Genomic DNA, 25,779 nt, shown 5'->3' on the forward strand with positions numbered 1-25,779 from the left:
CACCTGCTAAAATCCATCATTCCCGCTTTGTGCGTGTTCGCGGGGCAGGCGGCCAATGGGTCGCCGTGCCCGCGCCTGTTTCGATAACTGCCGTCATTCCATGCTGCCCGCACAGAAACACCTCATCGAATCGATCCTAGCAGATGCCGTCGCCGGAGTCGTCCAGGCGTCGCCGGCGGCCAGCGATGCAGCATTCATGCAACCGACCATCGCGCTGGACCGGCCCAAGATCGCCGCACATGGCGATGTCGCGTCGAACCTGGCGATGCAGCTGGCCAAGCCGCTACGCGCCAATCCGCGCGTGTTGGCGCAGCAACTGGCCGAGGCTACCCTCACTCACCCGCGCGCGGCCGGACTGATCGCCAGCGCGGAAGTCGCCGGCCCAGGTTTTTTGAACCTGCGACTGACCGACGCCGCGAAACAGCAGACCGTGCACGCGATACTGGCACAGCGCGAGCGCTTCGGCTTCGCGCCGCCGGGGCGCGGCGGCCATGGCAAACAAGTGCTGATCGAATTCGTGTCGGCCAATCCAACCGGGCCGCTGCACGTGGGCCACGGCCGGCAGGCGGCGCTGGGCGACGCCCTCGGCGCGCTGATGCAGACCCAGGGCTGGGCCGTGCACCGCGAGTTCTACTACAACGACGCCGGCGTGCAGATCAACACGCTTGCGTTATCGGTGCAGGCGCGAGCACGCGGCTTCAAGCCGGGCGATGCGCAGTGGCCGGAAGCGGCCTACAACGGCGACTACATCGCGGACATCGCGCGCGACTACCTAGCCGGCGAAACAGTGTCAGCCAGCGATGGCGCGCCCGTGACGGGAGCCGGTGACGTCGACAATCTCGATGCAATCCGGCGCTTCGCTGTTACTTACCTGCGCCGCGAGCAGGATATCGACTTGAAGGCATTCGGCGTCAAGTTCGACCAGTACTACCTAGAGTCGTCACTGTACGACGAAGGCCGCGTCGAGCGCGCGGTCCAGGCGCTGGTGGCCGCCGGCAAGACGTACGAGGACGATGGCGCGCTGTGGCTGCGCACCACCGACTACGGCGACGACAAGGACCGGGTGATGCGCAAGCAGGACGGCACCTATACCTACTTCGTGCCAGACATCGCCTATCACGTCACCAAGTGGGAGCGCGGCTTCACGAAAGTGATCAACGTGCAGGGCTCGGATCACCATGGCACGATCGCGCGCGTGCGCGCCGGCCTGCAAGCGTTGGACATCGGCATTCCGAGCGGCTATCCGGACTACGTGTTGCATAAGATGGTCACCGTGATGCGCGACGGCCGCGAGATCAAGATCTCCAAGCGGGCAGGCAGCTACGTGACGGTGCGAGACCTGATCGTATGGTCCGGCGGCGGCAATCCGGACGAGTCCGCCGCCTCGCTGAGCCCTCAGCAACTGGACAGCGACATGCTGCGCAAGGGCCGCGACGCGGTGCGCTTCTTCCTGATCTCGCGCAAGGCCGACACCGAATTCACATTCGACATCGACCTCGCACTGAAGCAAAACGATGAAAATCCGGTCTACTATGTGCAATATGCGCATGCGCGGATCTGCTCGGTACTGTCGGAGTTACGCGCACGTTATACAGACGGTCTCGAGGACTGGTCGCAGGTCGACTTGACGCCGCTTGCCACCGAGCGATCCAAGGCGCTGCTGCAAAAATTGGCCGAATATCCGCAAATGCTGGAGCACGCAGCAAACGAACTGGCCCCTCATGCGGTCGCATTCTATTTGCGCGACCTGGCGGGCGAGTTCCATTCGTTCTACAACGACCGCGCCGAGCGGGTGCTCGTGGACGATGCGCGCGAGCGCCTGGCCCGCGCGGCGCTGCTGGCCGCGACACGCCAGGTGCTGGCCAACGGGCTCGCGACGATCGGGGTGTCGGCACCCGAGAAGATGTAGGGAACGGAAGGCGGCGCGGGGACCGTATAATCGGTGCTCCCAGTCACGGATGACGCGGGCGCGACGGCGGCATGGCGGCCGCGATTTCATCCGGGCGGTTTCATAGAGAAATAGGTAAGCAAACACGATGGCAAAAGCACGACGATCTTCCTCGCCGAATTCGAAGCAACGTGGAGGGACGTTCCTCGGTATCGTATTGGGATTGATCGTCGGGCTGGCGATCGCAATCGTGGTGGCGCTGTACATTAGGGGAGCGCCAACGCCATTCGTGTCCAAGGGCAACGCACCCGCGACAACGTCCGACACGGCAGGCAACGGCACGACGTTTGATCCGAACCGAGCGCTGGCCGGCAAGTCGCCCGGTCAGCCGGTGCCACCGTCGGCCACCCAGCCGCCGCCGAACACGGCGCCAGGCCAAAGCTCGCAGCAATCGCAATCGACGGGCGTGCTGGAAGAGCCGCAGATCATCGAGGTCCCATCCACGGCCAGCGCCGCGCCCGCGACGCCCTGGAGCCCGTCCACGACGCCGGCGCCCCGTCCCGCGCCGTCCGGCGGCAGCGCCAGCGTGCCTACCCCTGCATTGGCCAAGCCAGGCGCCGACACGCTGGCCGCCCCGCAAAGGCCGGGCGCGAGCGAGGCCAACACCGGCTATTTCCTGCAGGTCGGCGCGTATCGCACGCAACAGGATGCGGAGCAGCAGCGCGCGCGGCTAGCGCTGCAGGGATTTGAGTCCAAGGTCACACAGCGCGACGCCGGCGGGGTCGTGTACTACCGCGTGCGCATCGGCCCGTTCTCGCGCTTCGAGGACATGAATAGCGTCCGACAGCGGCTATCCGATGCCGGCGTCGACACTGCCGTGATCCGCTTCACGAAGCAATAGCCTCGTGTCCCGCGCCACGCGCGCACCGCGCGTGGCGCACGCCCTTGAACCGGCGGCATCCGTACCCGTCTGAACAGGTTTCGTGCCGCTTTTTCCTTGCCACGCTTTTGCCACGGTCCACTATGAAGAAAACCCTCAGCGCTGCCCTGCTCGCCGTCGCTGTCGCCCTCGGCACAGCCCCATTCGCCCAAGCGTCACCGTCCGCGCCGGTCGCCGGCAAGGACTATACGGTGCTCACGCCAGCCCAGCCGGTGAAGGCCCCGGCCGGCAAGGTCGAAGTGACCGAATTCATGTGGTACGGCTGCCCGCATTGCAGCGAGTTCGATCCGTATCTTGAAAAATGGAAGGCCAAGCAAGGGGCACACATCGTGTTCCGGCGCGTGCCAGTCGCGTTTCGCGACCAGTTCGTTCCACATTCGAAGATGCTGCTCGCGCTGGACGTGCTCGGCCTGAGCGAGAAACTCGCACCGGTGATCTTTGACGAGATCCACGTCAAGCGGAACTATCTGCTGACGCCGGATGCGCAAGCGAACTTCCTTGCCAAGCAAGGCGTGGACAAGAAAAAGTACCTCGATGCGTACAACTCGTTTACCGTCGCAAGCGAACTGAAGCGCGTGTCGCAGATGGCACAGGACTACAAGATCGACGGCGTGCCGACCGTCATCGTGCAAGGCAAATACGAGACCGGCCCGGCGGCGACCAACAGCCTGGAAGGTACCGTCCAAGTGCTCGACTACCTGGTCGGGCAAGTGGCCGCGAAGAAGATGTAGCGGATATGCGGGATCCCGCGCCATGCCATGACGCGATGAGCGAAGCCGCGCCATTGAAGGTCTTCATCACCGGTGCGTCGAGCGGCATCGGTCTCGCGTTTGCACGCTACTACGCGCGAGCGGGGGCAAGCCTGGGGCTGGTCGCACGCCGTGGCGAGGTCTTGACCGACTTTGCCGAGTCGTGCCGCAGCCGCTTCCCGCAGGCGAGCGTGTCGATCCATGTGGCAGACGTGCGCGATGCTGCCGCGCTGGCGCTCGCGGCACAGCAGTTCATCGACCACTACGGCCTGCCGGATATTGTGATCGCGAACGCCGGCATCAGCGCCGGCGCAGTCACCGGCCACGGCGACCTGCCGGCGTTCCGCGCGATCATGGACACCAACTACTTCGGCATGGTCGCGACCTTCGAACCCTTCGCCGCCGCGATGGTCTGCGCCCGGCACGGTACGCTGGTGGGCATTGCCAGCGTGGCGGGCGTGCGCGGCCTGCCAGGCGCAGGCGCCTACAGCGCGTCCAAGGCAGCCGCGCTGAAATACCTGGAGGCGCTGCGGGTCGAGATGCGCCCCGCCGGCGTGGCAGTCGTCACGATCGCACCCGGCTACATCCGCACGCCGATGACCGACGGTAATCCCTACTCGATGCCGTTTTTGATGGATCCCGACCGGTTCGCCGCTAACGCGGCGGCGGCCATCGCCGCCAAGAAGCGCTTCGCCATCTTCCCGCGACCGATGCGCGTGGCTGCCGCGCTGCTACACGTGCTGCCGCGCTGGCTTTACGATTTTGCGTTCGAGCGGGCGCCGCGCAAGCCCCGCGCCACGCGATAAAGCGACGCGACAGACAGCACGGTGGCGAAAAACGTATCAGAATAGCCGGATTCAGCCCCGCCACCGGGCAGTTGAGGCCCCCCTCAGAAACCATGAAGAACAAGCTTTGGGAGATCGTATGCGTGTGAAACACCCCGTTAGCGTGCCCCGTGGACCACGCGGCGCAGCCGCGTGGCTCAGCGCGGCAACCATGCTGCTAAGCGCGCCCGCCTGGCTGCAGGCTAAGCCGTTGACCGTGTGCACTGAGGCCAGTCCGGACGGCTTCGACGTCGTGCAGTACAACTCGCTGACCACCTCCAACGCATCTGGCGACGTTGTCTTCAATCAATTGGTGCGCTACGACGAGGCGGCCGGCAAGCTCGCGCCGTCGCTCGCCGAACGATGGGAGGTCAGCCCGGACGGGCTCGCCGTCACGTTCCACCTGCGCCCCAACGTATCGTTTCAGACTACGGAAGAATTCAAGCCGTCCCGCGCACTGAACGCCGACGACGTGTTGTTCACATTCAACCGGATGCTCGATCCAAGTCATCCGTGGCACAAGATCGCAGGCAGCGGCGGCTTTCCGCATGCGCAGTCGATGAGCCTGCCGAAGCTGATTAAATCGGTCACTAAAGTGGACGACTTGACGGTGAAGTTCGAACTGTCCGAGCCCAACGCGGCGTTTGTGTCGATCTTGACGATGCCGTTCGCGTCAATCTACTCGGCAGAGTACGCGAGCCAGTTGGAAAAGGCGGGCAGACAAGCCGACATCAATGCGAAGCCGGTTGGCACCGGTCCGTTCGTGCTGAAAAGTTACACAAAGGATGCGGTGATCCGCTACGACGTCAATCCAACCTATTGGGGCCGTAAACCGAAGATCGACCGGCTGATTTATGCAATCACGCCCGATGCAGCAGTACGTGCGCAAAAGATCAAGTCAGGCGAATGCCAGATTGCGCTGTCGCCCAAGCCGCAGGATGTACTGGCAGCCAAGAGCGACAAGTCGCTGAAGGTCGTGCAAACACCGGCGTTCATGACCGCGTTTGTCGCATTGAACACGCAGCATAAGCCGCTGGACAATGACAAGGTCCGGCAAGCATTAAACATCGCGTTCGACCGACAGACGTACATTAAGACGGTATTTGGCAACACTGCAGTGGCAGCTGTCAATCCGTACCCGCCGAATACATGGAGCTATAACAAGGCGGTCAAACCGTACCCGTACAACATCGAACAGGCAAAAAAGCTGCTGGCCGACGCCGGTTATCCGAACGGCTTCGAGACGTCGATTTGGGTACGGCCAAGCGGCAGCGTGTTGAATCCTAATCCGAAGGCCGGCGCGGAACTGTTGCAAGCGGACCTCGCCCGGATCGGCGTGAAGGCACAGGTCAAGGTCATCGAATGGGGACAACTGATCAAGGATGCTAAGCAAGGACAGCATGACCTGCTTTTCATGGGCTGGTCCGGCGACAACGGTGATCCAGACAACTTCCTGACGCCGCAGTTCTCATGCGCTTCGGTGAAATCAGGCATCAACTTCGCGCGCTACTGCGACCCACAGCTCGATAAGTTGCTCGCTGACGGTAGGACCACGGCTGACCAAACTACCCGAGCAAAAGCGTACACGGCCGCGCAAAAGATCATTCATGACAAAGCCCTGTGGATTCCGCTTGTTTATCCGAACGCGGCTGCAATCACGCGCAGTAATATCCGGGGTTACCACGTCAGCCCATTCGGCCGGCAAGAATACTCAGGTGTGACGGTCGACTAGGCAAAAGTTGGCAGCCTCGGATAAAACACGCTGGCACGGCCAACTTTGTAAGTCTTATAATTGCCTTTCGAAAAAGTTGGCAGAATATGCATCATTTTCCCCGCGCGCAGTCGGCAGACATACAAAAAGCCATCTCGCCAGCTGACGCATCGTTCGCGAACCGGCGCGGCGCGGTGCTGGTGCCCTGTTATAACGAAGCAGCCACAATCGACACAGTCGTGCGAGACTTTAGACGCGCGTTGCCGCATGCTGAGATCTACGTATTCGACAACGATTCGAACGACGATACTCTGCCGCACGCACAAGCAGCCGGCGCACAGGTACGCACGGTGCCTTACTGGGGCAAGGGGAATGTGATCCGGCGCATGCCCGTCGCTGAGATTCCGACCGCATATGGCGTGCGACCGCAAGGATTGCATACCGGATTTGTACCTCGGTTGCCAACCGCTGTGCTGTGCACGGCATTGATGCTGCTTGGCGCGATCCTGCTAGCCTGCGGCATCATACTGGACACCGTGACGCGCGGGCGCATCGAGGCAAAGCGGTTTGCATACTTGTCGGTGGATGCACCACGGCCTGCGGCAAAACAAGGCTAACGTGCGTTCGCAATTCTTTCGTTTCGCGATCGCCGGTATAGCGGGGTTCATTGTCGACGCCGGCCTGCTATGGCTCATGCTGTGGATCGGGCTTGGCTACTTCGCTGGACGCGCGGTGTCGTTTCTCGTGGCCGTCTGGGTCACCTGGCAATTGAACCGGCAATTCACGTTCTCGGGCAAGCAATACGAATCCGTGTGGCGCGAATGGTGGCGGTACCTCACCGCGATGCTCGCCGGCGGGTGCGTAAACTACGCCGCGTACAGCGCGGTGGTTCTTAATCTGCCGCCGCGCGTCTTTGTACCTTACATTGGGGTAGCGGCTGGCTCGCTCGCTGGCCTTGCGGTAAATTTTGCTTCCGCCCGCTGGTGGGTTTTTTATCGCAAGAGTGAACAATGAAGAGAGGCAACAGCGGAGCAGGTTTTTGTTGCAAAGCACTGCTAGCACGACCGGGAACAATCGATTTGAACGCAATGCCTATGATCCGCATGGTCGCCCCGCTAGCATCGTCGTGTATCCAACTGATCTGATGAGCACACAGCCCGGCTTGTCGACGGCACACTAATCAGCGTATGACGAAAAGCGAATCACGCCGTCGTGCTCGACGCGCTCAAGCTCGCCGGAATGCCACAACAAATGCAAATGGGCCAGCGCCTCACCCATCGCGAACGTCATCTGATGCAGGTCCAGCGGCCGCTTGAACATCAGCGGCACGATGTCGGCTGCACTGTGCGGCTGCCGCGCGCACGCTTCGCGCACTTCGTCCAGCCGCGCTGCGTGATGCTCGCGCAACTGCGCAATGCGCGTGTGCAAGCCACGAAATGGCTTGCCGTGCGACGGCAACACGAGCGTATCATCGGGTAATGCGTGGTAGCGGCCGAGCGAACCCAAGTACTGCGCCAGCGGGTTGCCGCCCGGCTCGATCTCAAACACCGATACATTCGTCGAAATCCGCGGCAACACCATATCCCCGGAAATCAACAGGCGATCCGCGTCGCAATATAGCGCGCAATGCTCGGTCGAATGACCAAACCCGGTGATGACGCGCCAGCGCCGCGAGCCGATCGTCACCGTATCCCCCTCCTGCATCCGCACGTACGACGCGGGCACCTGCGGGACCAGCGCGTGGTAATACCCCTTGCGTACACGGATCTTTTCGACCGACGGCGGATCGTTCAGGCCATGGCTCGCGAAAAACCGCGCCGCCGCCTCGCCGCCGGCGTTTGAATCCCCATCCTTGGTCGACGACAATAGACGGCCCATTAGGTATTCGCCCAGCGTCATCCACAGCGGGGCACGCCAGCGGCCGCACTCGCCACCACCGCACAGCCAGTGCGCCAAGCCCAAATGGTCCGGGTGAAAGTGGGTGACCAGCACGCGCAGCACCGGCAAGCCGCCCAGCACATCGTCGAAAATCCGCTCCCAATGGGCCTTGATCGTGTCGCTTGCAATCCCGGAATCGATGATCGTCCAGCCGGGCTGCACGCCGGATTGGTCGCGCAGCAGCCACAGGTTGATGTGGTCGAGTTTAAAAGGCAGCGGCATACGGACCCACAGCACGCCGGGCGCGACTTCGTGCACAGTGCCGTCGGCCGGTAGGGTATCGGCGAAAACGTAGTCCAGCTGATGTTCGAGCGTGTTCATGGGAGTCGGGCTTGCAGTCGTTGCGTTTCGGCAAGGTTGACGATAACGTAAACGTGCATTGTATCCATGTTGCCGCCGACATGCCGACGCACTACACCATTACTGAATTAGCCCGTGAATTCGACGTGACGCCGCGGGCGATCCGTTTCTACGAGGACCAGGGCCTGCTGTCGCCGAGCCGCGAGGGCGCGAGCGGCCTGCGCCGCGTATTCTCGGCGCGGGACCGCACGCGGTTGAAGCTGACGTTGCGCGGCAAGCGGCTCGGCTTCACGCTGTCCGAGATCCGCGCCCTGCTCGAGCTGTACGAAGCGCCGATCGACACGGTCGCGCAACTTCAGGCCTTTCTCACCACGCTGACCGAGCACCGGCAAGTGCTGGAGCGTCAATTTGAAGATCTGAACGCGACACTCGAAGATCTGGCCCAGTACGAGGCGCAAGCGCGAGCGCTGCTTGAGTCGTCGCAGCGACATGATATGGCAACCGAACCGCAGCAAAAGACGCTAAATTGATGAAATATTTGCCGAAACTGCTGTCGTCGCAGATCGGTTTTGACCTCGCGCAGACGGTCCTGAAGGGCTTCAACCGTGTCATTACCGGTTCTTTCGCGAAGCCCCGATCAACGCGAAACGCCAGTTCGAGCGCAGCAATTGGCACGGGTTACAGAAGCGCGCGTGAGCGCAGCGCATCGTCACGAATGTCCAGTTCGATGTGCCGCTCGAGGATCTGCCACGCGACGTGGACTGCGTGATGCGCTCGATCCGCGGCACGTTTGGCGAGTTCGACGCGACGTTCAACTTCCCGATCCACGTGCTGTCGTCGCTGTTCTTCCGCAATCAGGCAGCCTACATCGTCGGCGAGAGGGCCGACACGCTCAAGTATTCGGAAGTCGCGTTGCCGCTGTCGCGGCTGGACGATGCGCTAATCAAGGAACTGGAGACGTACGCGCCGTCGATGAACGAGTACGAGAGTGACACCGTGGTGATCCGCCATCTGGACATCGGGCGCCGGATGACACCGCTGAACCTGTATCTGCAGAACAGCACGGACGAGCAAATCGATCACGGCATCAAGGAATATGGCGATACGATCAAGGAATTGATCAAGGCTGACATTTTCCCTGGCGACATGCTATATAAGAACTTCAGCGTGACACGTCACGGTCGCGTCGTCTTTTACAATTACGACGAGATCGAGTACCTGACGGACTGCAATGTGCGCCGCGTGCCGCCACCGCGTCATGATGAGGACGGGACGTCGGCGAGCCCTGGTACGCGATCGGCCCGCACGATATCTTCCCGCAGACCTGCAGCACGTTCCTGCTCGGTGCTCGCGCGTGCGCGCCGCGTTTCCCTATGAACGCAATGAGCGATTTGGCGTACGTTACCCCAAATGCTTTGCGGCGGCCCACACGCGCCGCGAAGCCATTGGTCAACACACGCCGCGCGCCGCCGTTGCATGAGACCTGATCAACGAGCAATGCACGAAGCACGATCAACAAACGAAACGATGACCATGGAACAAAAACCGTCCTCCCCCGCATCCGAACCGCTTGCCCATCTGTTCGAGAACAACCGACTGTGGGTCGAGCGCAAGCTCGGTGAAGACCCCCAGTATTTCGCGAGACTGGCCGAGCAACAGAATCCGGAGTACCTGTGGATCGGCTGCTCCGACTCGCGCGTGCCCGCCAACCAAATCATCGGCTTGCCGCCCGGTGAAGTGTTCGTGCATCGGAACATCGCCAACGTGGTCGTGCACTCGGACCTGAACTGTCTGTCGGTGATCCAGTTCGCCGTCGAGTTGCTCAAGGTCAAGCACATCATGGTGGTTGGCCACTATGGCTGCTCTGGCGTGCGCGCCGCGTTGTTCGGCACGCGCGTCGGATTGGCCGACAACTGGCTGCACCACATTCAGGACGTGCACGGCAAGCATGCGGCGCTGCTTGCCGAATGGCCGCTGGGTCAGGCGCGGCACCACCGGCTCGTCGAACTCAACACGATCGAGCAGGTGGTCAACGTGTGCCGCACGACGATCGTGAGCGATGCGTGGAAACGAGGCCAGCCGCTCACCGTGCATGGCTGGGTGTACGGCGTGCACGACGGCAAGATGCGCAACCTCGGCATGACGATCTGCGAGCCGGGCGCGCTGGACGCAACCTATGCGCGGTGCGTGGATGCACTGAAACGCAACCGTCCAGCCGATGCGGCGGCGCCGTCTCATCCAAACGATGTGCTCGCCGACGATGCGGCGCGCCTGGCGGCAGCCGTCGGCCACGTCCACCAAGGCGAACCAGCTGCCGGCGTCACGCGCTGAATCGAACCAGGAAACACTCGATTTGAGCCAAAAGACACCCTGATGACCGACGCCATCGAACGCGATCCGATCGTGATTGCCAGCGTCGCCCGTACGCCGATGGCCGGCTTCCAGGGCGATGTCGTGTCGCTGACCTGCCCGCAGCTTGGCGCTGCGGCGATCAACGCCGTGCTGCAACGCGGGCGCACCTGGAGCTCGCACAGGTGGACGAGGTGGTGATGGGGTGCATGCTACCCGCCGGACTTGGCCAGGCGCCGGCGCGCCAGGCGGCTTTAGGCGCAGGGCAGCCGCTGCCCACCGGCTGCACAACGGTCAACAAGATGCGCGGTTCCGGCATGCGCGCCGCGATGTTCGCGGTCGTCACCATGGCCGCGATAAAGGGACACCGCTTACCCTACGAAAAGGTCAACGTGCATGGCGGCGCCTGCGTGCTGGGCCATCCGATTGGTGCTTCGGGTGCGCGCATCATCGTGACGCTGATCGGCGCGTTGCGCCAGCGTGGCCTAAAGCACGGTGTCGCAAGCCTGTGCATCGGCGGCGGCGAAGCCACCGCGATGGGGATCGAGCTATTTTGAACAGCGCACCGCACACGCCCCGCGCGCAGCACACGGCACGTCTGCACTTGCCGCCCGAGGCGCCCTGCCCCTGCGGCGCAGTGCAGCAAGGCCGCCCGGCACGTTATGGCCGCTGCTGCGCGCGCTTCATCGAAGGCGGCGAAGCGGCGCCCTCGGCGCTCGAGTTGATGCGCTCGCGCTATACCGCTTATACGCTGCACGCGTTCGACTACTTGCGCCAGACGTGGGATCCGTCCACATGTCCGCCGGATCTCGGCTGCGACGCCGGTACGCCGACCCACTGGCTCGGCTTGACGGTCAAGCAACACGTTATCGATGACGATGCGCACAGCCGGGTCGAGTTTATCGCACGCTACCGGAGCGCCGGCGCAGGCGGCGGGCGCGCACAGCGGCTGCACGAGCTGAGTCGATTTTGCCGCGGTGACGACGGACGGTGGCGCTACGTCGACGGCGACATGCTCGATTGATCACCACCGGCGTTTTTTGATTGCTTAAGCTTGAAGCTTTGCCGATGCAACCGATCCTGCCCTCATATCGCGTCACTGGTCCCGTGCCACCTACCGCGATTGTGTGACGCCGGCGCGCGGCGATACTGGCCTCGGGCGTGCGCCTGCACCGGCGTGCGGCGTCCGTGCGGAGCACCTGCGATGTTCAGAGGTTGACCTATCGTAGGCGAATCAGCATCCGATCCGTCGCGGGAACTTGAGAGGCGCGCAATGACGCGTATGCAGCAGAACCGGACCAGCAGCGAAAGGTGGTCAGTGAACTGGGGACTCTTTAAGCATTCGGCAACGCGCGCACGGCGCGTGGTGACGTCTGTTGTCAAGCTGGCATGGTGGCCGGCATTCTTGTTGGCACGGTGTTCGGCACGGTATGGCGCCATCCGATACGGGGTAATGTCGTTCGCGTCGGTGCTGATATTGTCGAGCACGTGCGTGCACGTCGCGCTCGCGCAGACCAGCGACGGCATCGCGCCCGGCGTGCAGCAGGCCAGCCTGCCTCCCAGCCGCGCGATCGAGCCGATCGATACGCTCGCCAACGTGGCCACGCTGCAGCGTGCGGCTGCCGCCCCGGGCATCCGCGACGGCATGACAGGGCCGCCGTGCACGCAGTCGTGCGCGGCCATGGCCGATACCGGCTTGCCAGCGCTGCCCGCCGACCTAAACGAGCAGGTCGTGTCGATCCCGATCCCAGGCAGCGACAGGCAGGCACTCGAAACCACGATTTTCAAGCCCGACGGCAACGGACCATTTCCGATGGTCGTGTTCAATCATGGCAAGGAACGCGGTGACCCGCGTGCTCATCCGCGCAGCCGGCCGCTGCCATTCGCCCGCGAGTTCGTGCGGCGCGGCTACGTGGTCGTGGCGCCGAACCGGCAGGGTTTCGCGCAATCGGGCGGCACCTATGTCGAGCACGGTTGCGATGTCGCCGACAACGGCTTGGCCCAGGCGCAAGATGTAGCGGTCACGATCGCCTACATGTCGACGCAGCCGTATATCGACACGCGGCATATCGTCGTGGCCGGTGCTTCGCACGGTGGGCTGACGACGATCGCGTATGGACAGCAACCACAACGCGGCGTACGCGGCCTGCTGAACTTTGCCGGCGGGCTGCGCCAGGACGCATGCAGCGGCTGGCAGCACAATCTGACGCACGCGTTCGCCACGTATGGCGGCAAAGTGCGGCTTCCGTCGCTGTGGTTCTACGGCGAAAACGACGCATTCTGGTCACCACAGCTGGTGGCGCAGATGTACAGCGCTTACGTGGCCGGTGACGCGCAGGCAAAGCTTGTGAATTTCGGCTTCTACAAGGACAATGCACACCGGATCGTCGGAGATCGCGACGGGGTTGCGCTCTGGTGGCCGCAAACCCAGCACTTCCTTACGCAGATCGGCATGCCCACCGCCGTGCGCTATCGCGTCGAGGACGCGCCTGCTGCGCAGCCGACCGGCTATGCCTCGATCGACGCGATCGATGCAGTTCCATACCTAAACGGCAGTGGCCGCGAGGGCTATGCGACCTTTCTAAAACAATACCCGAGCCGCGCGTTTGCGGTGTCCGACAGCGGTGCGTGGTCATGGGCCGAAGGGGGCGACGATCCCGTCTCGGTCGCGCTGGACAATTGCCAGAAACACAGCCGCGATCCATGCCAGCTGTACGCGGTTGACAACGTCGTCGTCTGGTCGGGCCATTGACTGGCCATTGACTGGCGCCGGGTAATTCGTATCACTGTAAGCTTTGAAGAACAATTCGTCTGATCTGATTTCCCGCAGCCTGCGCGCGGTCTGGCATCCCTGCACGCAGATGAAGCACCATGAGCAATTGCCATTGATCGCCGTGGCGCGCGGCGCCGGGGCATGGCTCTACGATCGCGACGGCAAGCGCTACCTCGATGCCATCAGTTCGTGGTGGGTCAACCTGTTCGGTCACGCCAACCCGCATATCAACGGCGCATTGAAGACGCAACTGGACACGCTCGAGCATGCGATGCTCGCCGGCTGCACGCATGAGCCGGCGGTCGAGTTGGCCGAGCGCCTGTCGAGCCTGACCGGCCACGTGCTCGGCCATGCGTTCTTCGCGTCCGATGGGGCATCGGCCGTGGAGATTGCGCTGAAAATGAGCTTCCACTTCTGGCGCAACAGCGGCCGCAGTCGCAAACGCGAGTTCGTCTGCGTCGCCAACAGCTATCACGGCGAGACAATCGGCGCACTGAGTATGACCGACGTGGCGCTGTTTAAGGACGCGTACGATCCCTTGATCCGCACCGCGCACGTGGTCGCGTCGCCGGACGCGCGCCAAGCCCGTGCCGGCGAGCAGGCGGTGGACGTGGCAGCGCGCGCGTTGGCCGATGTCAAACGGCTGTTCGTCGAGCGCGGCGAACAGATCGCGGCGTTGATCGTCGAGCCGCTGGTGCAGTGCGCCACCGGCTTCGCGATGCACGATCCGTCGTACCTGGCCGGACTGCGCGCGCTGTGCGACGAATATCACGTACATTGGATTGCCGACGAGATTGCGGTGGGCTGCGCACGCACCGGGACCTTCTTCGCCTGCGAGCAGGCGCGCGTATGGCCGGATTTCCTGTGCCTGTCCAAGGGCATCAGTGGCGGCTACCTGCCGTTGTCCATTGTGCTCACGCGCGATCCGATATACGCGGCGTTCTACGACGACGACACCACGCGCGGCTTCCTGCACTCGCACTCGTACACCGGCAACCCGCTCGCCTGCCGTGCGGGTCTGGCCACGCTCGAATTGTTCGACGCACACGACGTACTGGCGCGCAACCGTGTGAGGTCAGACGCGTTGGGCGCGTTGCTCGAGCCACTGCGTGAGCATCCGTACGTACAACACTTGCGCCGGTGCGGCACGCTGTTCGCGTTCGACGTATCGTTGCCGGCCGGGCCCGCCCGCCGCTTCTCGCGGCGTTTCTTCGAATGCGCGCTCGCCAACGAGTTGCTGCTGCGCCCGATCGGCACCACCGTCTACCTGATGCCGCCTTATATACTGAACGATGACGAACAGATGCTGCTCGCCACGCGGCTACGCGCGACACTGGAGACGGTGCTCGCCGAGCTGGGCGGGCACGAGTACGATCCCCGCCCGGCCGCTACCGGCGGCGTGATACTGTGAGCCCGGCCGTCGTGCCCACGCGCGGCTCGTCCGACGTTGACCAAGACCCGTGCCACGGCACGGGATTTTAGGAGCCATTGCGATGAAAGCGCTTTCGCTATTCGTCACCGGCACTGACACGGAAATCGGCAAGACGTTCGTGTCGTGTGCATTATTGCGCGGCTTTTGCGCGCGGGACCTGCGCGCGGTGGCCCTCAAGCCGATCGCCGCTGGCGCGCAACTGCGCAGCGGGATCTGGCATAACGAAGATGCAGACCTGCTGCGCGATGCATCCAATTCCGGACATGGCATTCGCCGCCGAAAACGTCGAGGCGGTCCGACAGCGCCTGAATCGGCAGTACAGCGCGCCGCTGCTCGGTACAATCCCGCGCCTAGACGGCAAGCGCGCCGACGAAGCGGCAGCGTACATCGATATCGACGCATTGCTTGAGCGGCTTCGGCACTTACGCGCGCGCTAGTCCAGGCCTTGGCGGAGAACTATACCCCGTTGGTAAATCTGCTTACGGAATCCGACAACCGGCGCTGCCTGATACGTACCCCGTGGGAAACTGGCCCATGTGCATCAATCCGCGCACATTCGAGCGGATTCGACAAAAACGGGGATAGACCGATGACTGTGATCCCAAGCGCGGCCCACACCGGCCTGCCAGCGTCCATTGCCCGAGGCGGTTCGGATACACGCGCGCTGGCCGACATCAGTACAGCGGAGGTCGAACACAGCATTACCACCGATATCACGCGTGACCAGCACCCCATGCGCTGGAGCACCTACGACATCGCTGCCTTGTATGAATTGCCGCTGGGCGACCTGCTGTTGCGCGCGCAGCAAACACATCGCGACCACTTCGACCCGAACGCCATCGAGCTGTCAACGCTGCTGTCGATCAGAAGCACCGGGTGCGAGGAAGACTGCGTCCGCTGTCCCTCATCCGCTCACCATGGCACGGAACTAAAGGCGGCACCGCTCGTGTCGCTGCACGAGGTGCTCAGCGCGGCCCGCGCTGCCAAGGAAAGCGGCGCGAGCCGATTCTACATAAGCGCCGCATGGCGCAATCTAAAGCCGCGGCACCTGGACAAGATCTTGGAGATGATCCGCGGCGTCAAGGCGCTCGGGCTCGAGACCTGCGCCACGCTGGGCATGCTCGACGACGAGCAGGCCAAGGCACTGCGCGATGCGGGCCTGGACTACTACAACCACAATCTCGACACCTCGCCCGAGTTCTACGGGCAGATTATCTCGACCCGCACCTATCAGGACCGTCTGGACACGCTCGAGCGGGTGCGCAATGCGGGCATCGCGGTGTGTTGCGGCGGCATCATCGGGCTGGGTGAGTCGCGCCGCGATAGGGCCGGCTTGATCGCACAACTGGCAAACATGGCGCCCTACCCAGAGTCGGTGCCGATCAACGGTTTGATGCGCGTGGAGGGCACATCGCAGGTCGATGCCACGGCACTCGACCCGTTTGAATTCGTCCGCACGATTGCCATCGCGCGCATGACGATGCCCACGGCCGTCATCCGCCTGTCGGCCGGACGCGAGCACATGAACGACGCGCTGCAAGCGCTATGCTTTTTCGCCGGCGCCAACGCCGTACTCTACGCAGACCCCTTTATGGAGCCAGGCCACCCGCTGCGGGTCAAGGACCGCGCGCTGTTCGCCCGGCTGGGGCTGCACATCGCGTAACGCTTGCACTGGCTACAGCCGCATGAGGCGGCCGCAGCCTGCTTGAACGACGCGCGGCAATTCATGCTGCGCGCCGTGTTGCTCCGGCCACTATCGACGCTTTTTCGGGACTATTTCGTCAAGCGTTCCGCCGTCAATAAAATGCGTTTGCTCCGCTTTAGCCCAGCCACCAAATACCTGTTCGACAGTAAACGTCTCAATTTCCGGAAACTTCGCTGAATGCATAGCCAATATCGTCGCGTCGCGTGGTCGCAAATTGTGATTTGCAATGATTTGCTGCGCCTCAGGCGACCATAGGTAGTCGAGGTACGCCTGGGCTTGCTTACGCGTGTTGCGCTCATCGACGACTTTGTCCACTAGGGCAACCGGCGGCTCCACAAGCAAGCTTATCGACGGATATACCGCTTCATAGTTCTCTCCCCCCTCACCACCTATGATAGAAGCCACTTCATTCTCGAATGTCACGAGCACGTCGCCGATACCATGCTGCGTGAACGTCATCGTTGCGCCTCGACCTCCGGTATCAAACGTCGGCGTATCGGCCACAATCGCTTTCACAAATTTCTTCGCCTGAGCGTCATCACCTCCCCGTTGTAGTTTGTAGCCCCACGCAGCCAAATAGGTATAGCGGCCGTTACCCGATGTCTTGGGATTAACAATAATGACCTGAATACCCGGCCGTGCGAGGTCGTCCCAATCCCTAATTTTTTTTGGATTACCCTTGCGCACAACGAACACCACCGTGGTCGAATAAGGGCTGCTCAAATTCGGCAGCCGCGTACGCCAGTTTTCAGGCAAAAGCTTCCCACGCTGAGCGAGCAGATCGATATCCGTTGGGTGGTTCATCATGACGATATCGGCCTGCCGCCCGTATAGCACGGATAGCGCCTGGGAAGTCGACGCACCGTACGACTGCCGGATCGATATGGATTTGCCGGTGCTCTTCGCATAGCTGGCGACGAAGCTTGCGTTGATATCTTCATAGAGTTCGCGCGTAACGTCATATGACACATTCAACAGCGACTCATCGGCGCGCGCGCGCCCCATCACTGCCAGCGCTGACACCAAGCACACCGCCAACACGAGCCATTTCGCAGGGTGAATCTCCATCCCCTTCCCCGGTCTAAAATCGCATTGTAACCAGTCCCCAAGCGTAGGGCAGCCGCAGACACCATAGCGCTTGCTGCGCCCCCAGTGTAGCAACGCTTGTTCCAGTAGGGCAGGCCGTCGACACAGAATAAAGGCTTGCCATGCCGAGATTAGCCTAATTTGATTTCCGTCAATGGGCCGAACCGCTGGCACTGGCATACTCGTATAGGGATTGGAGTTTGCTGCCTCTGCCCGGCTCCGGAGCCAGCCACAGCGCACCGCACAAGGACATCACCTGCATGACGACCACCTGCGACCTGTTCGATGCCGAGTTGATTGGCCGCTACGCGCTCGACGGCCCCCGCTACACGTCCTATCCGAGCGCAGCGTTATTCAATTCATCGCTGGGCGTCGATGCATACCAGGGCGCCATCCAACGGTCCAATGCGCACGGCGGGGACTTATCGCTGTACGTGCATATTCCATTTTGCGACACCGTTTGCTTTTATTGCGGCTGCAACAAGGTCATCACAAAAAACCGCAGCCGCGCCGACAGCTACGTCGAAGCGCTGGGCCGGGAGCTTGCGCTGCAATCGACGCTGTTCGGCCAAGGCCGGCGGATACGCCAATTGCATTGGGGGGGCGGCACCCCAACGTTCCTGTGCCAGCTTCAAATCATGCAGTTGATGAACTCGATCGGCGAGCATTTCACGCTCACACCGGATTGGGATGACGTCGAGTATTCCATCGAAATCGACCCTCGCGCGATCGACGATTCGACGATCGCGGCACTGCGCGAACTGGGCTTCAATCGTCTGAGCCTAGGCGTACAGGACGTCGATCCGCTCGTGCAGCAGGCAGTCAACCGGGTCCAGCCACGCGAGATGACAGCCGACGCGATCCGCCAGGCACGCGAGAGTGGCTACAAGTCGATCAGCGTCGATCTGATCTATGGGTTGCCACACCAGACGGTAGCGAGCTATGCACGCACGCTCGACACCATCATCGACCTCGCGCCGGACCGGCTGTCGGTGTTCGCCTATTCCCACCTGCCACATCTGTTCAAGATGCAGCGCCAGATCGATTCGAACGCGCTGCCATCGCCCGCGCAGCGGCTGGCAATCCTGCAATTGGTGATCGAACGGCTCAGCGACGCTGGCTACGTCTATATCGGGATGGATCATTTTGCCCGGCCGGACGACGAACTGGCGATCGCGCAACGCAACGGCACGTTGCACCGCAATTTTCAAGGCTACAGCACCCACGCTGACTGCGACGTATTGGGTATCGGCGCATCATCGATTGGCCGCATCAACGATGTCTACGCGCAAAACGAAAAGGATGTTGAGCGCTACGAGGCCCGGGTGCGACGCGGCGAGCTACCGCTTTCTCGCGGCTGGCGGCTGAGCACCGATGACCAGCTGCGACGGAACGTGATAGGGCAATTGATGTGTGCATTCTCCGTGCGCTTCGCGCAGGTCGAGGCGATGTACGGCATACGCTTTTCGTCGTATTTCGAGCAAGAACTAGAACGCTTGCGTGCACTGCAAGCCGACGGGCTGGTGTTGGTGGACGACGAGGGCATCGTCGTGCCGATGCGCGGCCGGCTGCTAATTCGCAACATCTGCATGACGTTCGACCGCTACGTGGAGACCTCCAGCATCGCGGTGCAGTACTCAAAGACGGTTTGAATGCCGCCGGGCGCCGGCGTGGACGCGATACTGGATGCTGGCGGCCCCGGGCCCACCCGCGACCGACACCGACCAACAGGTCGGCGCGCCACTAGGCCAGCAGCCACGCCCGTGGCTGGCAGATCAGCGCGCCACCACCGGTATGCCGCGCAACGCGCCGGTCGCGGGTGCTTGCTCGAGCGCGGCCCGCACCGCAACGCCGGTCGCCGGCTCAATGCCAAGCCGCCGCGCGAGCGCGCGCTCGCGGGCCTTGGCTGCCACCACGCTGGCGAGCTTGACCGGTCCATAGCCGCGCACTTGCTGCATGACTTCGACCAGCTGTACCGCGTCGGACAACGTATCGGGCGAAAGCACGCCAAGCAGCGCATCAATGCTACACGCATAGTCCAACGCGAGTTGCCGCTCCATGCGCCTTTCCAGCGTCCTGCCGAACGGATCCAGCGGCGTGCCACGCAACCCCTTGAGCCGAGCCAGTACACCGAGCACAGGCCACATCCATTGACCAAGGCGCACCTTCTTCGGCCGCCGCCCGGGGGCCGCGTGCGCGAGTACCGGAGGCGCCATGTTGAACTCGATACGGAAATCGCGCCCCGCCACACCGTCGAATTGCGCCTGTAGCGCCTGCCGGAATGTGCCGTCGCTATAGAGGCGCGCGACCTCGTATTCGTCTTTGACGGCCAGCAGCTTGAAGAAGGTCGTCGCCACCGCGCGCGTCAACGGTTCGCTGTGGCGCCCGGCTGCCGCGCCGCCGGGCATCAGGCGCCGCTCCGCATCGCGCACCTTGTCGAGCAGCGCGTCAAAGCGCGCGACGTACCGCATCCCGCCATAGGCGAGCAGCCGAGCCCGGCGATCGGCGATCACCGCGTCCACGTCGGTGGCCATATCGGGTGTCACCGAGAACGGTAGCGCCGGAGCCTCGGCACGCGGCGCATCAAGCCCATCGAGCGCCGCCGCATCCTCGGCGGCCACCCGACCGAGCGAGAATGCCAACTTGTTCGCGCTGACCGCGACGTTGTTCAACTCGATCGCGCGCAGCAGCGCATTGAGTGACACCGGCACGAGGCCACGCTGCCACGCATAACCAAGCATCAGGATGTTGGAGCCGATCGTGTCGCCAAGAAACCGTTGCGCGAGCGCCTGCGCATCGCAGGTCTCGAGTCGCTCGTCACCTGCTGCGTGGCGCATCTTATCGAGCAACGCTGGCGCGTGAAGGTCCGCATCGGGATTGCCGACAAATGAAGCGGTTGGGATAGGATGGGTGTTGACGAGGATGCGGGTACGGCCGTGCCGGACCGTTTGCAGTGCGTCGGCGCCCGCGCCGACAACCATGTCGCAAGCCAGCAGCAAGTCGGCCTGCTGCGTATCGATACGCGCTTGGTTCAACAACGCATCGGTCGCGGCAAGCCGCACGAACGACAACACCGCGCCACCTTTTTGCGCAAACCCCATGAAATTGAGCATTGATGCACTCTTGCGCTCCAGGTGCGCAGCCATCGAGATCAGCGCCCCCACGGTCACCACGCCCGTGCCGCCCACGCCGGTCACCAGGATGTCATACGGTGCATCGCCCAATGGCGTCGCCGGCAGCGGCAGCCGCGCCATCACCGCGGATAGTGCATCGACGTCAAAGGCGACGCCGGCCGACTGCTTCAGCTTCGCGCCACGCACGGTCACAAAGCTCGGGCAGAAGCCGTTGACACACGAGTAGTCCTTGTTGCACGATGATTGCTCAATGCGGCGCTTGCGTCCCAACGATGTCTCCAGCGGCTCGACGGACAGGCAGTTGGACTGCACGCCGCAATCACCGCACCCCTCGCACACCGCCTCGTTGATGAACAGGCGCTGATCCGGATCAGGAAACTTGCCCTTCTTACGACGCCGCCGCTTCTCGGCAGCACAGGTCTGGTCGTAGATCAACACGGTGACACCGGGCGTGTCGCGCAGGCGACGCTGCACCTCATCGAGCTGCGCGCGGGGATGAAACGTGGTGCCGCGCGGAAATAGCCCCTCGTGTCCCTGGTATTTCTGCGGCTCATCGCTGACCACGACGATCGCCGCAATGCCCTCGGCCTCGAGCTGCCGCGCGATCTGCGGCACGGAGATACTGCCGTCCACGGGTTGCCCGCCGGTCATCGCGACCGCATCATTGTACAGAATCTTGTACGTGATATTCGTGCGCGCCGCCACCGCCTGGCGAATCGCCAGCAAGCCGGAATGGAAATACGTGCCATCGCCTAGATTCTGAAATACGTGCGGCGTCTTCGTGAACATCGAGTGCGAGGCCCAATCCACCCCCTCACCGCCCATCTGGATCAGCCCAATCGTATCCCGCTGCATCCACGAGGCCATGAAGTGGCAGCCGATGCCCGCCTGCGCGATCGACCCCTCCGGCACACGAGTCGACGTATTATGTGGACAGCCGGAACAAAAATACGGCAGCCGGCGCACCGCATCGGCCTCGTTTGGCAGGGTCTGCGGCGCGACCAGTTCGGCTACCCGCTCGCGGCGGTCCAGCGCCGGCTTGTGGCGTGCCAGCCAATCGGCCAATACTGGCAGCACACGCGACGGACGCAACTCGCCGAGCGCCGACAGCAATGGCCGCCCCTGCGCATCGTGCTTGCCGATCACCACGGGCCGCGCATCGGCGCGACGGTTGAACAAGTAATCCTTGATCTGCTGCTCGACGACCGGTCCCTTTTCCTCGATCACGAGTACTTCGGATAGCCCGTTGACGAGGGCGTCGATGCGGGTCATCTCGAGCGGGAACGACAAGCCGACTTTGTAAATGCGAACACCCGCGGCGTCCAGATCCTGCACCGTAAGCTCGAGCCGCCGCAAGGCTTCCATCAGATCCAGGTGTGCTTTGCCGCACGTGACGATGCCCACGTTCGCATGCGTACTGCGCGCCACCCACTTGTCGATGCTGTTGACACGCGCAAAATGTCTGACCGCGTCAAGCTTGGCCGCCATGCGTGCCTCGATGGCCAGGCTCGGCAGATCCGGCCAGCGGTTGTGTAGCCCGTGCGGCGGGCCGACATAATCGGCCGGCGTGGACCATTCGGTTCGCAACGCGTCCAGGTTGACGGTCGAGCCCGATTCGACCGTCTCGGAAATCGCCTTGAAGCCGACCCAGTTTCCCGAAAACCGCGACAGTGCCCAGCCGTACAAGCCGAACTCGAGCATGTCAGCGACATTCGCCGGATTGACGATCGGCATCTGCCACGCGATCATCGTCAACTCACTCTGGTGCGGCATGGACGAGGACACGCAGCCGTGATCGTCGCCGGCCACCACCAGCACACCGCCGCGCGGCGATGAGCCATACGCATTGCCGTGCTTGAGCGCATCGCCGGCGCGATCCACGCCCGGGCCCTTGCCATACCACATCGCGAACACGCCGTCGACGGTGCGCTGCGGGTCGGCCTCCACGCGCTGCGTGCCCAGTACCGCGGTGCCGCCGAGTTCTTCGTTGACGGCCGGCAGGAAGCGGATGCCACCCGCATCGAGATAGGGCTTCGCCTTCCACAATTGCTGGTCCACCATGCCCAACGGCGAGCCGCGATAGCCGCTGATGAAACCTGCCGTATTGAGCCCCCGCGCCTTGTCCAGCGCGCTTTGCATCAACGCAAGCCGCACTAGCGCCTGCGTCCCGGTGAGAAAGACGCGGCCGCTGGTGGCACGCAGATTGTCCGACAACTGGTAGGTAGACAGTAGCGGAGCCTGCTCTGCGGACGGAAGACGATCGACGCCCATATTTGTCTCCTATGTCATTTTGGGTACTAGGAAGGCCTCGCGGCGGATACCGGGCAGCACGCCACCCGAGGGAAACGCGAGACACCTGGCAATACACCATTTTTCCGCAGGGACGCAGAAAGATTTTTGCGAAGATCGGTGCCCGCACAGCGCTTGTGCGGTGGATTTGCCACGAAACACCCAGGTACGAGCGAATTCACCTGCTCTGCGCAAAAAAATTGAGCAGCAGCACGATGCGCCCCTCATCGCTGTCATTCCATACCTCGTACAGGAACGTATCGCCCCTCAGCAGAAACTTGCTGTCGTGCAGCCAGTACGCGCACGGATTCGCGTTGAACACGGCCGCTGGCGTGCCGCTTCAAAACCGCGGCATCGAGCGCACCAGGTCACCATGCACCATGGCCCCCAAGCGGTCCATGGTGCACTGCAATAAGCGTGCTCGGCGCAAGTCACGGGAACGATGCGGACAATCCGTGCGGCGACGCGCGCCCGATGCCGGGCAGCGTCAAACAGGGCCCTAGGTTGTGGCCGATGAGTACATCATAGGCCGTCGCCGCACTCATGGAGGGCAGCCGTCAGCCGTATGCGGGTTCGCGGGCAAATTTTTACGCATCCGATCGTCGTTTAGAGATATCGGACGATACGCAACTTCTAGACGATGCACGCTTGCCAGCGAAAGGAGATTGAAAGCAAAATACACGTCAACCGCCGCTTTGGAACGCCGTACCCCGCCATGTCGCTTTGGAATAAAAGGTTGTCGCGTGATCCTTATGCACCGCTCAAAAGCCCCCTGCTCGCGGTCCGCATGCCACGCTGGCGCTCCAGGCTGGTCTTGGCGTTGATGATCGTTGGCTTCAGTGCGTTGGCCTTACGCGCGCTGTGGGTACAGGTCATCGACCGGGATTTCTATACTGCCCAAGGCCAGAAGCGCTATCAGCTCACGTTGCCGCTGGATGCGACACGCGGGCGCATCGTCGACCGGCATGGTGCATTGCTCGCCGTCAGCGTAGCGACCTACGAGATCTGGGCCACCCCCGGGCTGGTCAAGCCGCAGACGGTGGCACCACTAGCCAAGCTGCTGGACATGCCGGTGGCCGAACTCGAGCGCCGGCTCGCGCCACATCGTGGCTTCGTGCTGCTCAAGCGCCAAATCGACGAGGAAACCGCAACCCGCATCGAGGCGCTCGGCGGCGCGGGCATCACGCGCGTGGCCAGCGAGAAGCGCGTCTATCCGGAAGGCGAATCGGTCGCGCAGATCGTGGGCTTCACCGACCTGGAGAACAACGGGTTGGAAGGCGTCGAGCTCGCGTTGAACGACGCGCTCAAGGGCAATGCTGGCCAACGTGAGGTGGTCCGCGACCGGCTTGGGCGGTTCCTGTACGATGCGCGCCCCATCACGCCGGCCCGGCATGGCGACACGATCCGGCTGACGATCGACCGCCGTATCCAGCAGCTGGCGTATACGCAGCTCGAAGCCGCGATCAAGCAACACCAAGCCAAGGCGGGCAGCGTCGTGGTGCTCGATGCGCGCGGCGGCGAGATCCTGGCGATGGCAAACTGGCCGACCTTCGATCCAAACGATCGGGCGGCCCGGGTGTCGGGTCAGGTCCGCAACCGCGCCTTGACCGACACGTTCGAGCCGGGCTCGACGATCAAGCCGATGATCGTTGCGCTGGCCCTAGACGCGGGCAAGGTGCGCCCCGATACGCTGATCGATACGTCCCCCGGTACCTATCGGATCGGGCGCAACGTCATCCACGACACGTCGAACCACGGCATGATCACCGTCGCGCAGGCAGTTCAGAAGTCCAGTAACGTCGCCATGGCGAAATTGGCGCTGTCGCTGCCGGCCGAGGCGATCTGGTCCAAATACCAGGAATACGGCTTCGGCCATCCGCCTGCCATCACGTTTCCCGGCGCCGCTCCGGGCAAACTGCGTCCGTACAAGCACTGGGTCCCGATCGACCAAGCCACGCATGCGTACGGGTATGGACTGTCGATGTCGCTGATGCAAGTTGCCCAGGCCTACACCGCGTTTGCCGGCGACGGCGTGATGAAGCCGGCTAAACTGGTGATCAGGGACGAACCGGACACGGCCGCCGCCGGCCATCGCGCCGTGACGACACCGGACACGGCGGCATCGATCCGCGCAATGCTGGAGATGGCGGTCGGCCCCGGCGGCACCGCGCGCGCCGCGATGATCGATAGCTACCGCGCCGGCGGCAAGACGGGCACCGTGCGCAAGCTCGCCGGCACCAGCTATGCGAAGGACAAGTACCGCGCACTGTTCGTCGGCATGGCGCCGATGAGCGATCCGCGTGTCATCGTCGCGGTGATGATCGACGAACCGGCAGGCCGTTCGTTCTATGGCGGCTCGGTCGCCGGACCGGTGTTTGCCGCGGTGACCGGCGAGTCGCTGCAAATGCTCGGCGTGCCGCCGGACGCCACACCGCTGCTGTCGGGCACATCAAACGACGCCAGCGCTTAGCCGCGCCGCAACGGGTATGCGCACTTTTCGTGACGGTGCGCATGGCTTCACCGGTGGCCAATCCGAGGTCGCAGCCGTTTTCCACGATCACGAAGCGATCGGCCAGATAACGCGGGATGCCGCTTGTCAGGATCCGCGCCATCTGCTCGAGCGTCGCGCCCTTGCCGATCGGTTTGGTAACTGGTAAGTGC

At 62.9% G+C, this 25,779-nt stretch carries 21 protein-coding genes and 3 pseudogenes; 20 read left to right on the plus strand and 4 right to left on the minus strand.

The genetic code is table 11. The annotated features are described in order from the left end of the window. Positions 1 to 100: 100 nt before the first annotated feature. The 7 genes from argS to KPG66_RS11895 all read left to right on the plus strand — a co-directional run bounded on the left by argS (position 101) and on the right by KPG66_RS11895 (position 7,126). Positions 101 to 1,909, plus strand: a complete 1,809-nt coding sequence (gene argS / locus KPG66_RS11865) for an arginine--tRNA ligase (protein WP_237070968.1) — start codon at positions 101 to 103, stop codon at positions 1,907 to 1,909. 127 nt (positions 1,910 to 2,036) lie between these two features. After that, a complete protein-coding gene (locus KPG66_RS11870) occupies positions 2,037 to 2,789 on the plus strand; it encodes an SPOR domain-containing protein (protein WP_237070969.1) in 753 nt (250 codons plus the stop codon). A 122-nt stretch (positions 2,790 to 2,911) separates the two neighbouring features. Then, positions 2,912 to 3,559 carry a thiol:disulfide interchange protein DsbA/DsbL gene (locus KPG66_RS11875; RefSeq protein WP_237070970.1) on the plus strand — a complete coding sequence of 216 codons (648 nt, stop codon included), beginning with the start codon at positions 2,912 to 2,914 and terminating at the stop codon, positions 3,557 to 3,559. A gap of 35 nt (positions 3,560 to 3,594) precedes the next feature. Then, positions 3,595 to 4,383: an SDR family oxidoreductase gene (locus KPG66_RS11880; protein ID WP_041754546.1), complete on the plus strand. Its 789-nt coding sequence runs from the start codon at positions 3,595 to 3,597 to the stop codon at positions 4,381 to 4,383. A 190-nt stretch (positions 4,384 to 4,573) separates the two neighbouring features. Next, positions 4,574 to 6,133: an ABC transporter substrate-binding protein gene (locus tag KPG66_RS11885; protein ID WP_442929437.1), complete on the plus strand. Its 1,560-nt coding sequence runs from the start codon at positions 4,574 to 4,576 to the stop codon at positions 6,131 to 6,133. Positions 6,134 to 6,219: 86 nt separating this feature from the next. Further along, positions 6,220 to 6,729 carry a glycosyltransferase gene (locus KPG66_RS11890; RefSeq protein ID WP_237070972.1) on the plus strand — a complete coding sequence of 170 codons (510 nt, stop codon included), beginning with the start codon at positions 6,220 to 6,222 and terminating at the stop codon, positions 6,727 to 6,729. Between the two features lies 1 nt (position 6,730). Further along, positions 6,731 to 7,126, plus strand: a complete 396-nt coding sequence (locus tag KPG66_RS11895) for a GtrA family protein (RefSeq protein ID WP_041754549.1) — start codon at positions 6,731 to 6,733, stop codon at positions 7,124 to 7,126. Between the two features lie 162 nt (positions 7,127 to 7,288). On the opposite strand, the gene KPG66_RS11900 is transcribed toward KPG66_RS11895, so the two are convergent. Beyond that, positions 7,289 to 8,371: an MBL fold metallo-hydrolase gene (locus KPG66_RS11900; RefSeq protein WP_237070973.1), complete on the minus strand. Its 1,083-nt coding sequence runs from the start codon at positions 8,369 to 8,371 to the stop codon at positions 7,289 to 7,291. Positions 8,372 to 8,451: 80 nt separating this feature from the next. Here KPG66_RS11900 and KPG66_RS11905 point away from each other — a divergent pair, with 80 nt between their 5' ends. The 10 genes and pseudogenes from KPG66_RS11905 (at position 8,452) to bioB (ending at position 16,567) form a co-directional block, all read left to right on the plus strand. Further along, the gene (locus KPG66_RS11905) at positions 8,452 to 8,880 is read left to right on the plus strand and encodes a MerR family transcriptional regulator (RefSeq protein WP_237071030.1); all 429 of its coding nucleotides are present in this window, start codon (positions 8,452 to 8,454) and stop codon (positions 8,878 to 8,880) included. A 226-nt stretch (positions 8,881 to 9,106) separates the two neighbouring features. After that, a pseudogene (locus tag KPG66_RS11910) lies at positions 9,107 to 9,830 on the plus strand (isocitrate dehydrogenase kinase/phosphatase AceK regulatory subunit). Between the two features lie 53 nt (positions 9,831 to 9,883). After that, positions 9,884 to 10,681: a carbonate dehydratase gene (gene can, locus KPG66_RS11915; RefSeq protein ID WP_157864440.1), complete on the plus strand. Its 798-nt coding sequence runs from the start codon at positions 9,884 to 9,886 to the stop codon at positions 10,679 to 10,681. Positions 10,682 to 10,723: 42 nt separating this feature from the next. Next, a pseudogene (locus KPG66_RS11920) lies at positions 10,724 to 11,256 on the plus strand (hypothetical protein). A gap of 41 nt (positions 11,257 to 11,297) precedes the next feature. Then, entirely contained in the window at positions 11,298 to 11,723 is a 426-nt protein-coding gene (locus tag KPG66_RS11925) for a YchJ family metal-binding protein (RefSeq protein WP_049786492.1), read from the plus strand. 249 nt (positions 11,724 to 11,972) lie between these two features. Beyond that, positions 11,973 to 13,451 (plus strand): dienelactone hydrolase family protein, encoded by a 1,479-nt coding sequence (locus KPG66_RS11930; protein WP_237070974.1) that lies wholly within the window; start codon positions 11,973 to 11,975, stop codon positions 13,449 to 13,451. Positions 13,452 to 13,494: 43 nt separating this feature from the next. After that, the gene (bioA, locus tag KPG66_RS11935; protein ID WP_013436471.1) at positions 13,495 to 14,883 is read left to right on the plus strand and encodes an adenosylmethionine--8-amino-7-oxononanoate transaminase; all 1,389 of its coding nucleotides are present in this window, start codon (positions 13,495 to 13,497) and stop codon (positions 14,881 to 14,883) included. Positions 14,884 to 14,965: 82 nt separating this feature from the next. After that, positions 14,966 to 15,160 (plus strand): annotated as a pseudogene (gene bioD, locus KPG66_RS17750) (ATP-dependent dethiobiotin synthetase BioD); the annotation flags it as partial. Then, positions 15,132 to 15,341: a hypothetical protein gene (locus KPG66_RS17755; RefSeq protein WP_332415419.1), complete on the plus strand. Its 210-nt coding sequence runs from the start codon at positions 15,132 to 15,134 to the stop codon at positions 15,339 to 15,341. The pseudogene bioD and the gene KPG66_RS17755, both read left to right, overlap by 29 nt. Before the next feature lie 296 nt (positions 15,342 to 15,637). After that, entirely contained in the window at positions 15,638 to 16,567 is a 930-nt protein-coding gene (bioB, locus tag KPG66_RS11945; protein ID WP_232509373.1) for a biotin synthase BioB, read from the plus strand. A 90-nt stretch (positions 16,568 to 16,657) separates the two neighbouring features. On the opposite strand, the gene KPG66_RS11950 is transcribed toward bioB, so the two are convergent. Next, positions 16,658 to 17,677, minus strand: coding sequence for a sulfate ABC transporter substrate-binding protein (locus KPG66_RS11950; protein ID WP_272907074.1), 1,020 nt, complete (start codon positions 17,675 to 17,677; stop codon positions 16,658 to 16,660). Positions 17,678 to 17,955: 278 nt separating this feature from the next. On the opposite strand from KPG66_RS11950, the gene hemN reads away from it, so the two are divergent. Further along, complete coding sequence (gene hemN, locus KPG66_RS11955; protein ID WP_237070975.1) at positions 17,956 to 19,347, plus strand: oxygen-independent coproporphyrinogen III oxidase; 1,392 nt, start codon at positions 17,956 to 17,958, stop codon at positions 19,345 to 19,347. A gap of 123 nt (positions 19,348 to 19,470) precedes the next feature. Here hemN and KPG66_RS11960 read toward each other — a convergent pair whose 3' ends face one another. Next, complete coding sequence (locus KPG66_RS11960) at positions 19,471 to 23,100, minus strand: indolepyruvate ferredoxin oxidoreductase family protein (protein WP_237070976.1); 3,630 nt, start codon at positions 23,098 to 23,100, stop codon at positions 19,471 to 19,473. 196 nt (positions 23,101 to 23,296) lie between these two features. Next, entirely contained in the window at positions 23,297 to 23,440 is a 144-nt protein-coding gene (locus KPG66_RS11965) for a lipid A-myristate beta-hydroxylase (protein ID WP_013436477.1), read from the minus strand. A gap of 393 nt (positions 23,441 to 23,833) precedes the next feature. Between KPG66_RS11965 and KPG66_RS11970 the strand changes: the two genes are divergently transcribed. Continuing rightward, the gene (locus tag KPG66_RS11970; protein WP_237070977.1) at positions 23,834 to 25,588 is read left to right on the plus strand and encodes a peptidoglycan D,D-transpeptidase FtsI family protein; all 1,755 of its coding nucleotides are present in this window, start codon (positions 23,834 to 23,836) and stop codon (positions 25,586 to 25,588) included. A gap of 16 nt (positions 25,589 to 25,604) precedes the next feature. Beyond that, positions 25,605 to 25,775 (plus strand): hypothetical protein, encoded by a 171-nt coding sequence (locus KPG66_RS11975; RefSeq protein WP_237070978.1) that lies wholly within the window; start codon positions 25,605 to 25,607, stop codon positions 25,773 to 25,775. Positions 25,776 to 25,779 lie beyond the last annotated feature (4 nt).

This window comes from Mycetohabitans sp. B2 (assembly GCF_021733735.1).
In the GTDB taxonomy this organism is placed as follows: domain Bacteria; phylum Pseudomonadota; class Gammaproteobacteria; order Burkholderiales; family Burkholderiaceae; genus Mycetohabitans; species Mycetohabitans rhizoxinica.

What these genes read in the sequence shown, in the direction of transcription:
- argS (WP_237070968.1), top strand. Translation starts at nt 101, where the DNA reads ATGCTGCCCGCACAGAAACACCTCATCGAATCGATCCTAGCAGATGCC.
- KPG66_RS11870 (WP_237070969.1), top strand. Translation starts at nt 2,037, where the DNA reads ATGGCAAAAGCACGACGATCTTCCTCGCCGAATTCGAAGCAACGTGGA.
- KPG66_RS11875 (WP_237070970.1), top strand. Translation starts at nt 2,912, where the DNA reads ATGAAGAAAACCCTCAGCGCTGCCCTGCTCGCCGTCGCTGTCGCCCTC.
- KPG66_RS11880 (WP_041754546.1), top strand. Translation starts at nt 3,595, where the DNA reads ATGAGCGAAGCCGCGCCATTGAAGGTCTTCATCACCGGTGCGTCGAGC.
- KPG66_RS11885 (WP_442929437.1), top strand. Translation starts at nt 4,574, where the DNA reads ATGCTGCTAAGCGCGCCCGCCTGGCTGCAGGCTAAGCCGTTGACCGTG.
- KPG66_RS11890 (WP_237070972.1), top strand. Translation starts at nt 6,220, where the DNA reads ATGCATCATTTTCCCCGCGCGCAGTCGGCAGACATACAAAAAGCCATC.
- KPG66_RS11900 (WP_237070973.1), bottom strand. Translation starts at nt 8,371, where the DNA reads ATGAACACGCTCGAACATCAGCTGGACTACGTTTTCGCCGATACCCTA.
- KPG66_RS11905 (WP_237071030.1), top strand. Translation starts at nt 8,452, where the DNA reads ATGCCGACGCACTACACCATTACTGAATTAGCCCGTGAATTCGACGTG.
- can (WP_157864440.1), top strand. Translation starts at nt 9,884, where the DNA reads ATGGAACAAAAACCGTCCTCCCCCGCATCCGAACCGCTTGCCCATCTG.
- KPG66_RS11930 (WP_237070974.1), top strand. Translation starts at nt 11,973, where the DNA reads ATGACGCGTATGCAGCAGAACCGGACCAGCAGCGAAAGGTGGTCAGTG.
- KPG66_RS17755 (WP_332415419.1), top strand. Translation starts at nt 15,132, where the DNA reads ATGCAGACCTGCTGCGCGATGCATCCAATTCCGGACATGGCATTCGCC.
- bioB (WP_232509373.1), top strand. Translation starts at nt 15,638, where the DNA reads ATGCGCTGGAGCACCTACGACATCGCTGCCTTGTATGAATTGCCGCTG.
- KPG66_RS11950 (WP_272907074.1), bottom strand. Translation starts at nt 17,677, where the DNA reads ATGGAGATTCACCCTGCGAAATGGCTCGTGTTGGCGGTGTGCTTGGTG.
- hemN (WP_237070975.1), top strand. Translation starts at nt 17,956, where the DNA reads ATGACGACCACCTGCGACCTGTTCGATGCCGAGTTGATTGGCCGCTAC.
- KPG66_RS11960 (WP_237070976.1), bottom strand. Translation starts at nt 23,100, where the DNA reads ATGGGCGTCGATCGTCTTCCGTCCGCAGAGCAGGCTCCGCTACTGTCT.
- KPG66_RS11970 (WP_237070977.1), top strand. Translation starts at nt 23,834, where the DNA reads ATGTCGCTTTGGAATAAAAGGTTGTCGCGTGATCCTTATGCACCGCTC.
- KPG66_RS11975 (WP_237070978.1), top strand. Translation starts at nt 25,605, where the DNA reads ATGCGCACTTTTCGTGACGGTGCGCATGGCTTCACCGGTGGCCAATCC.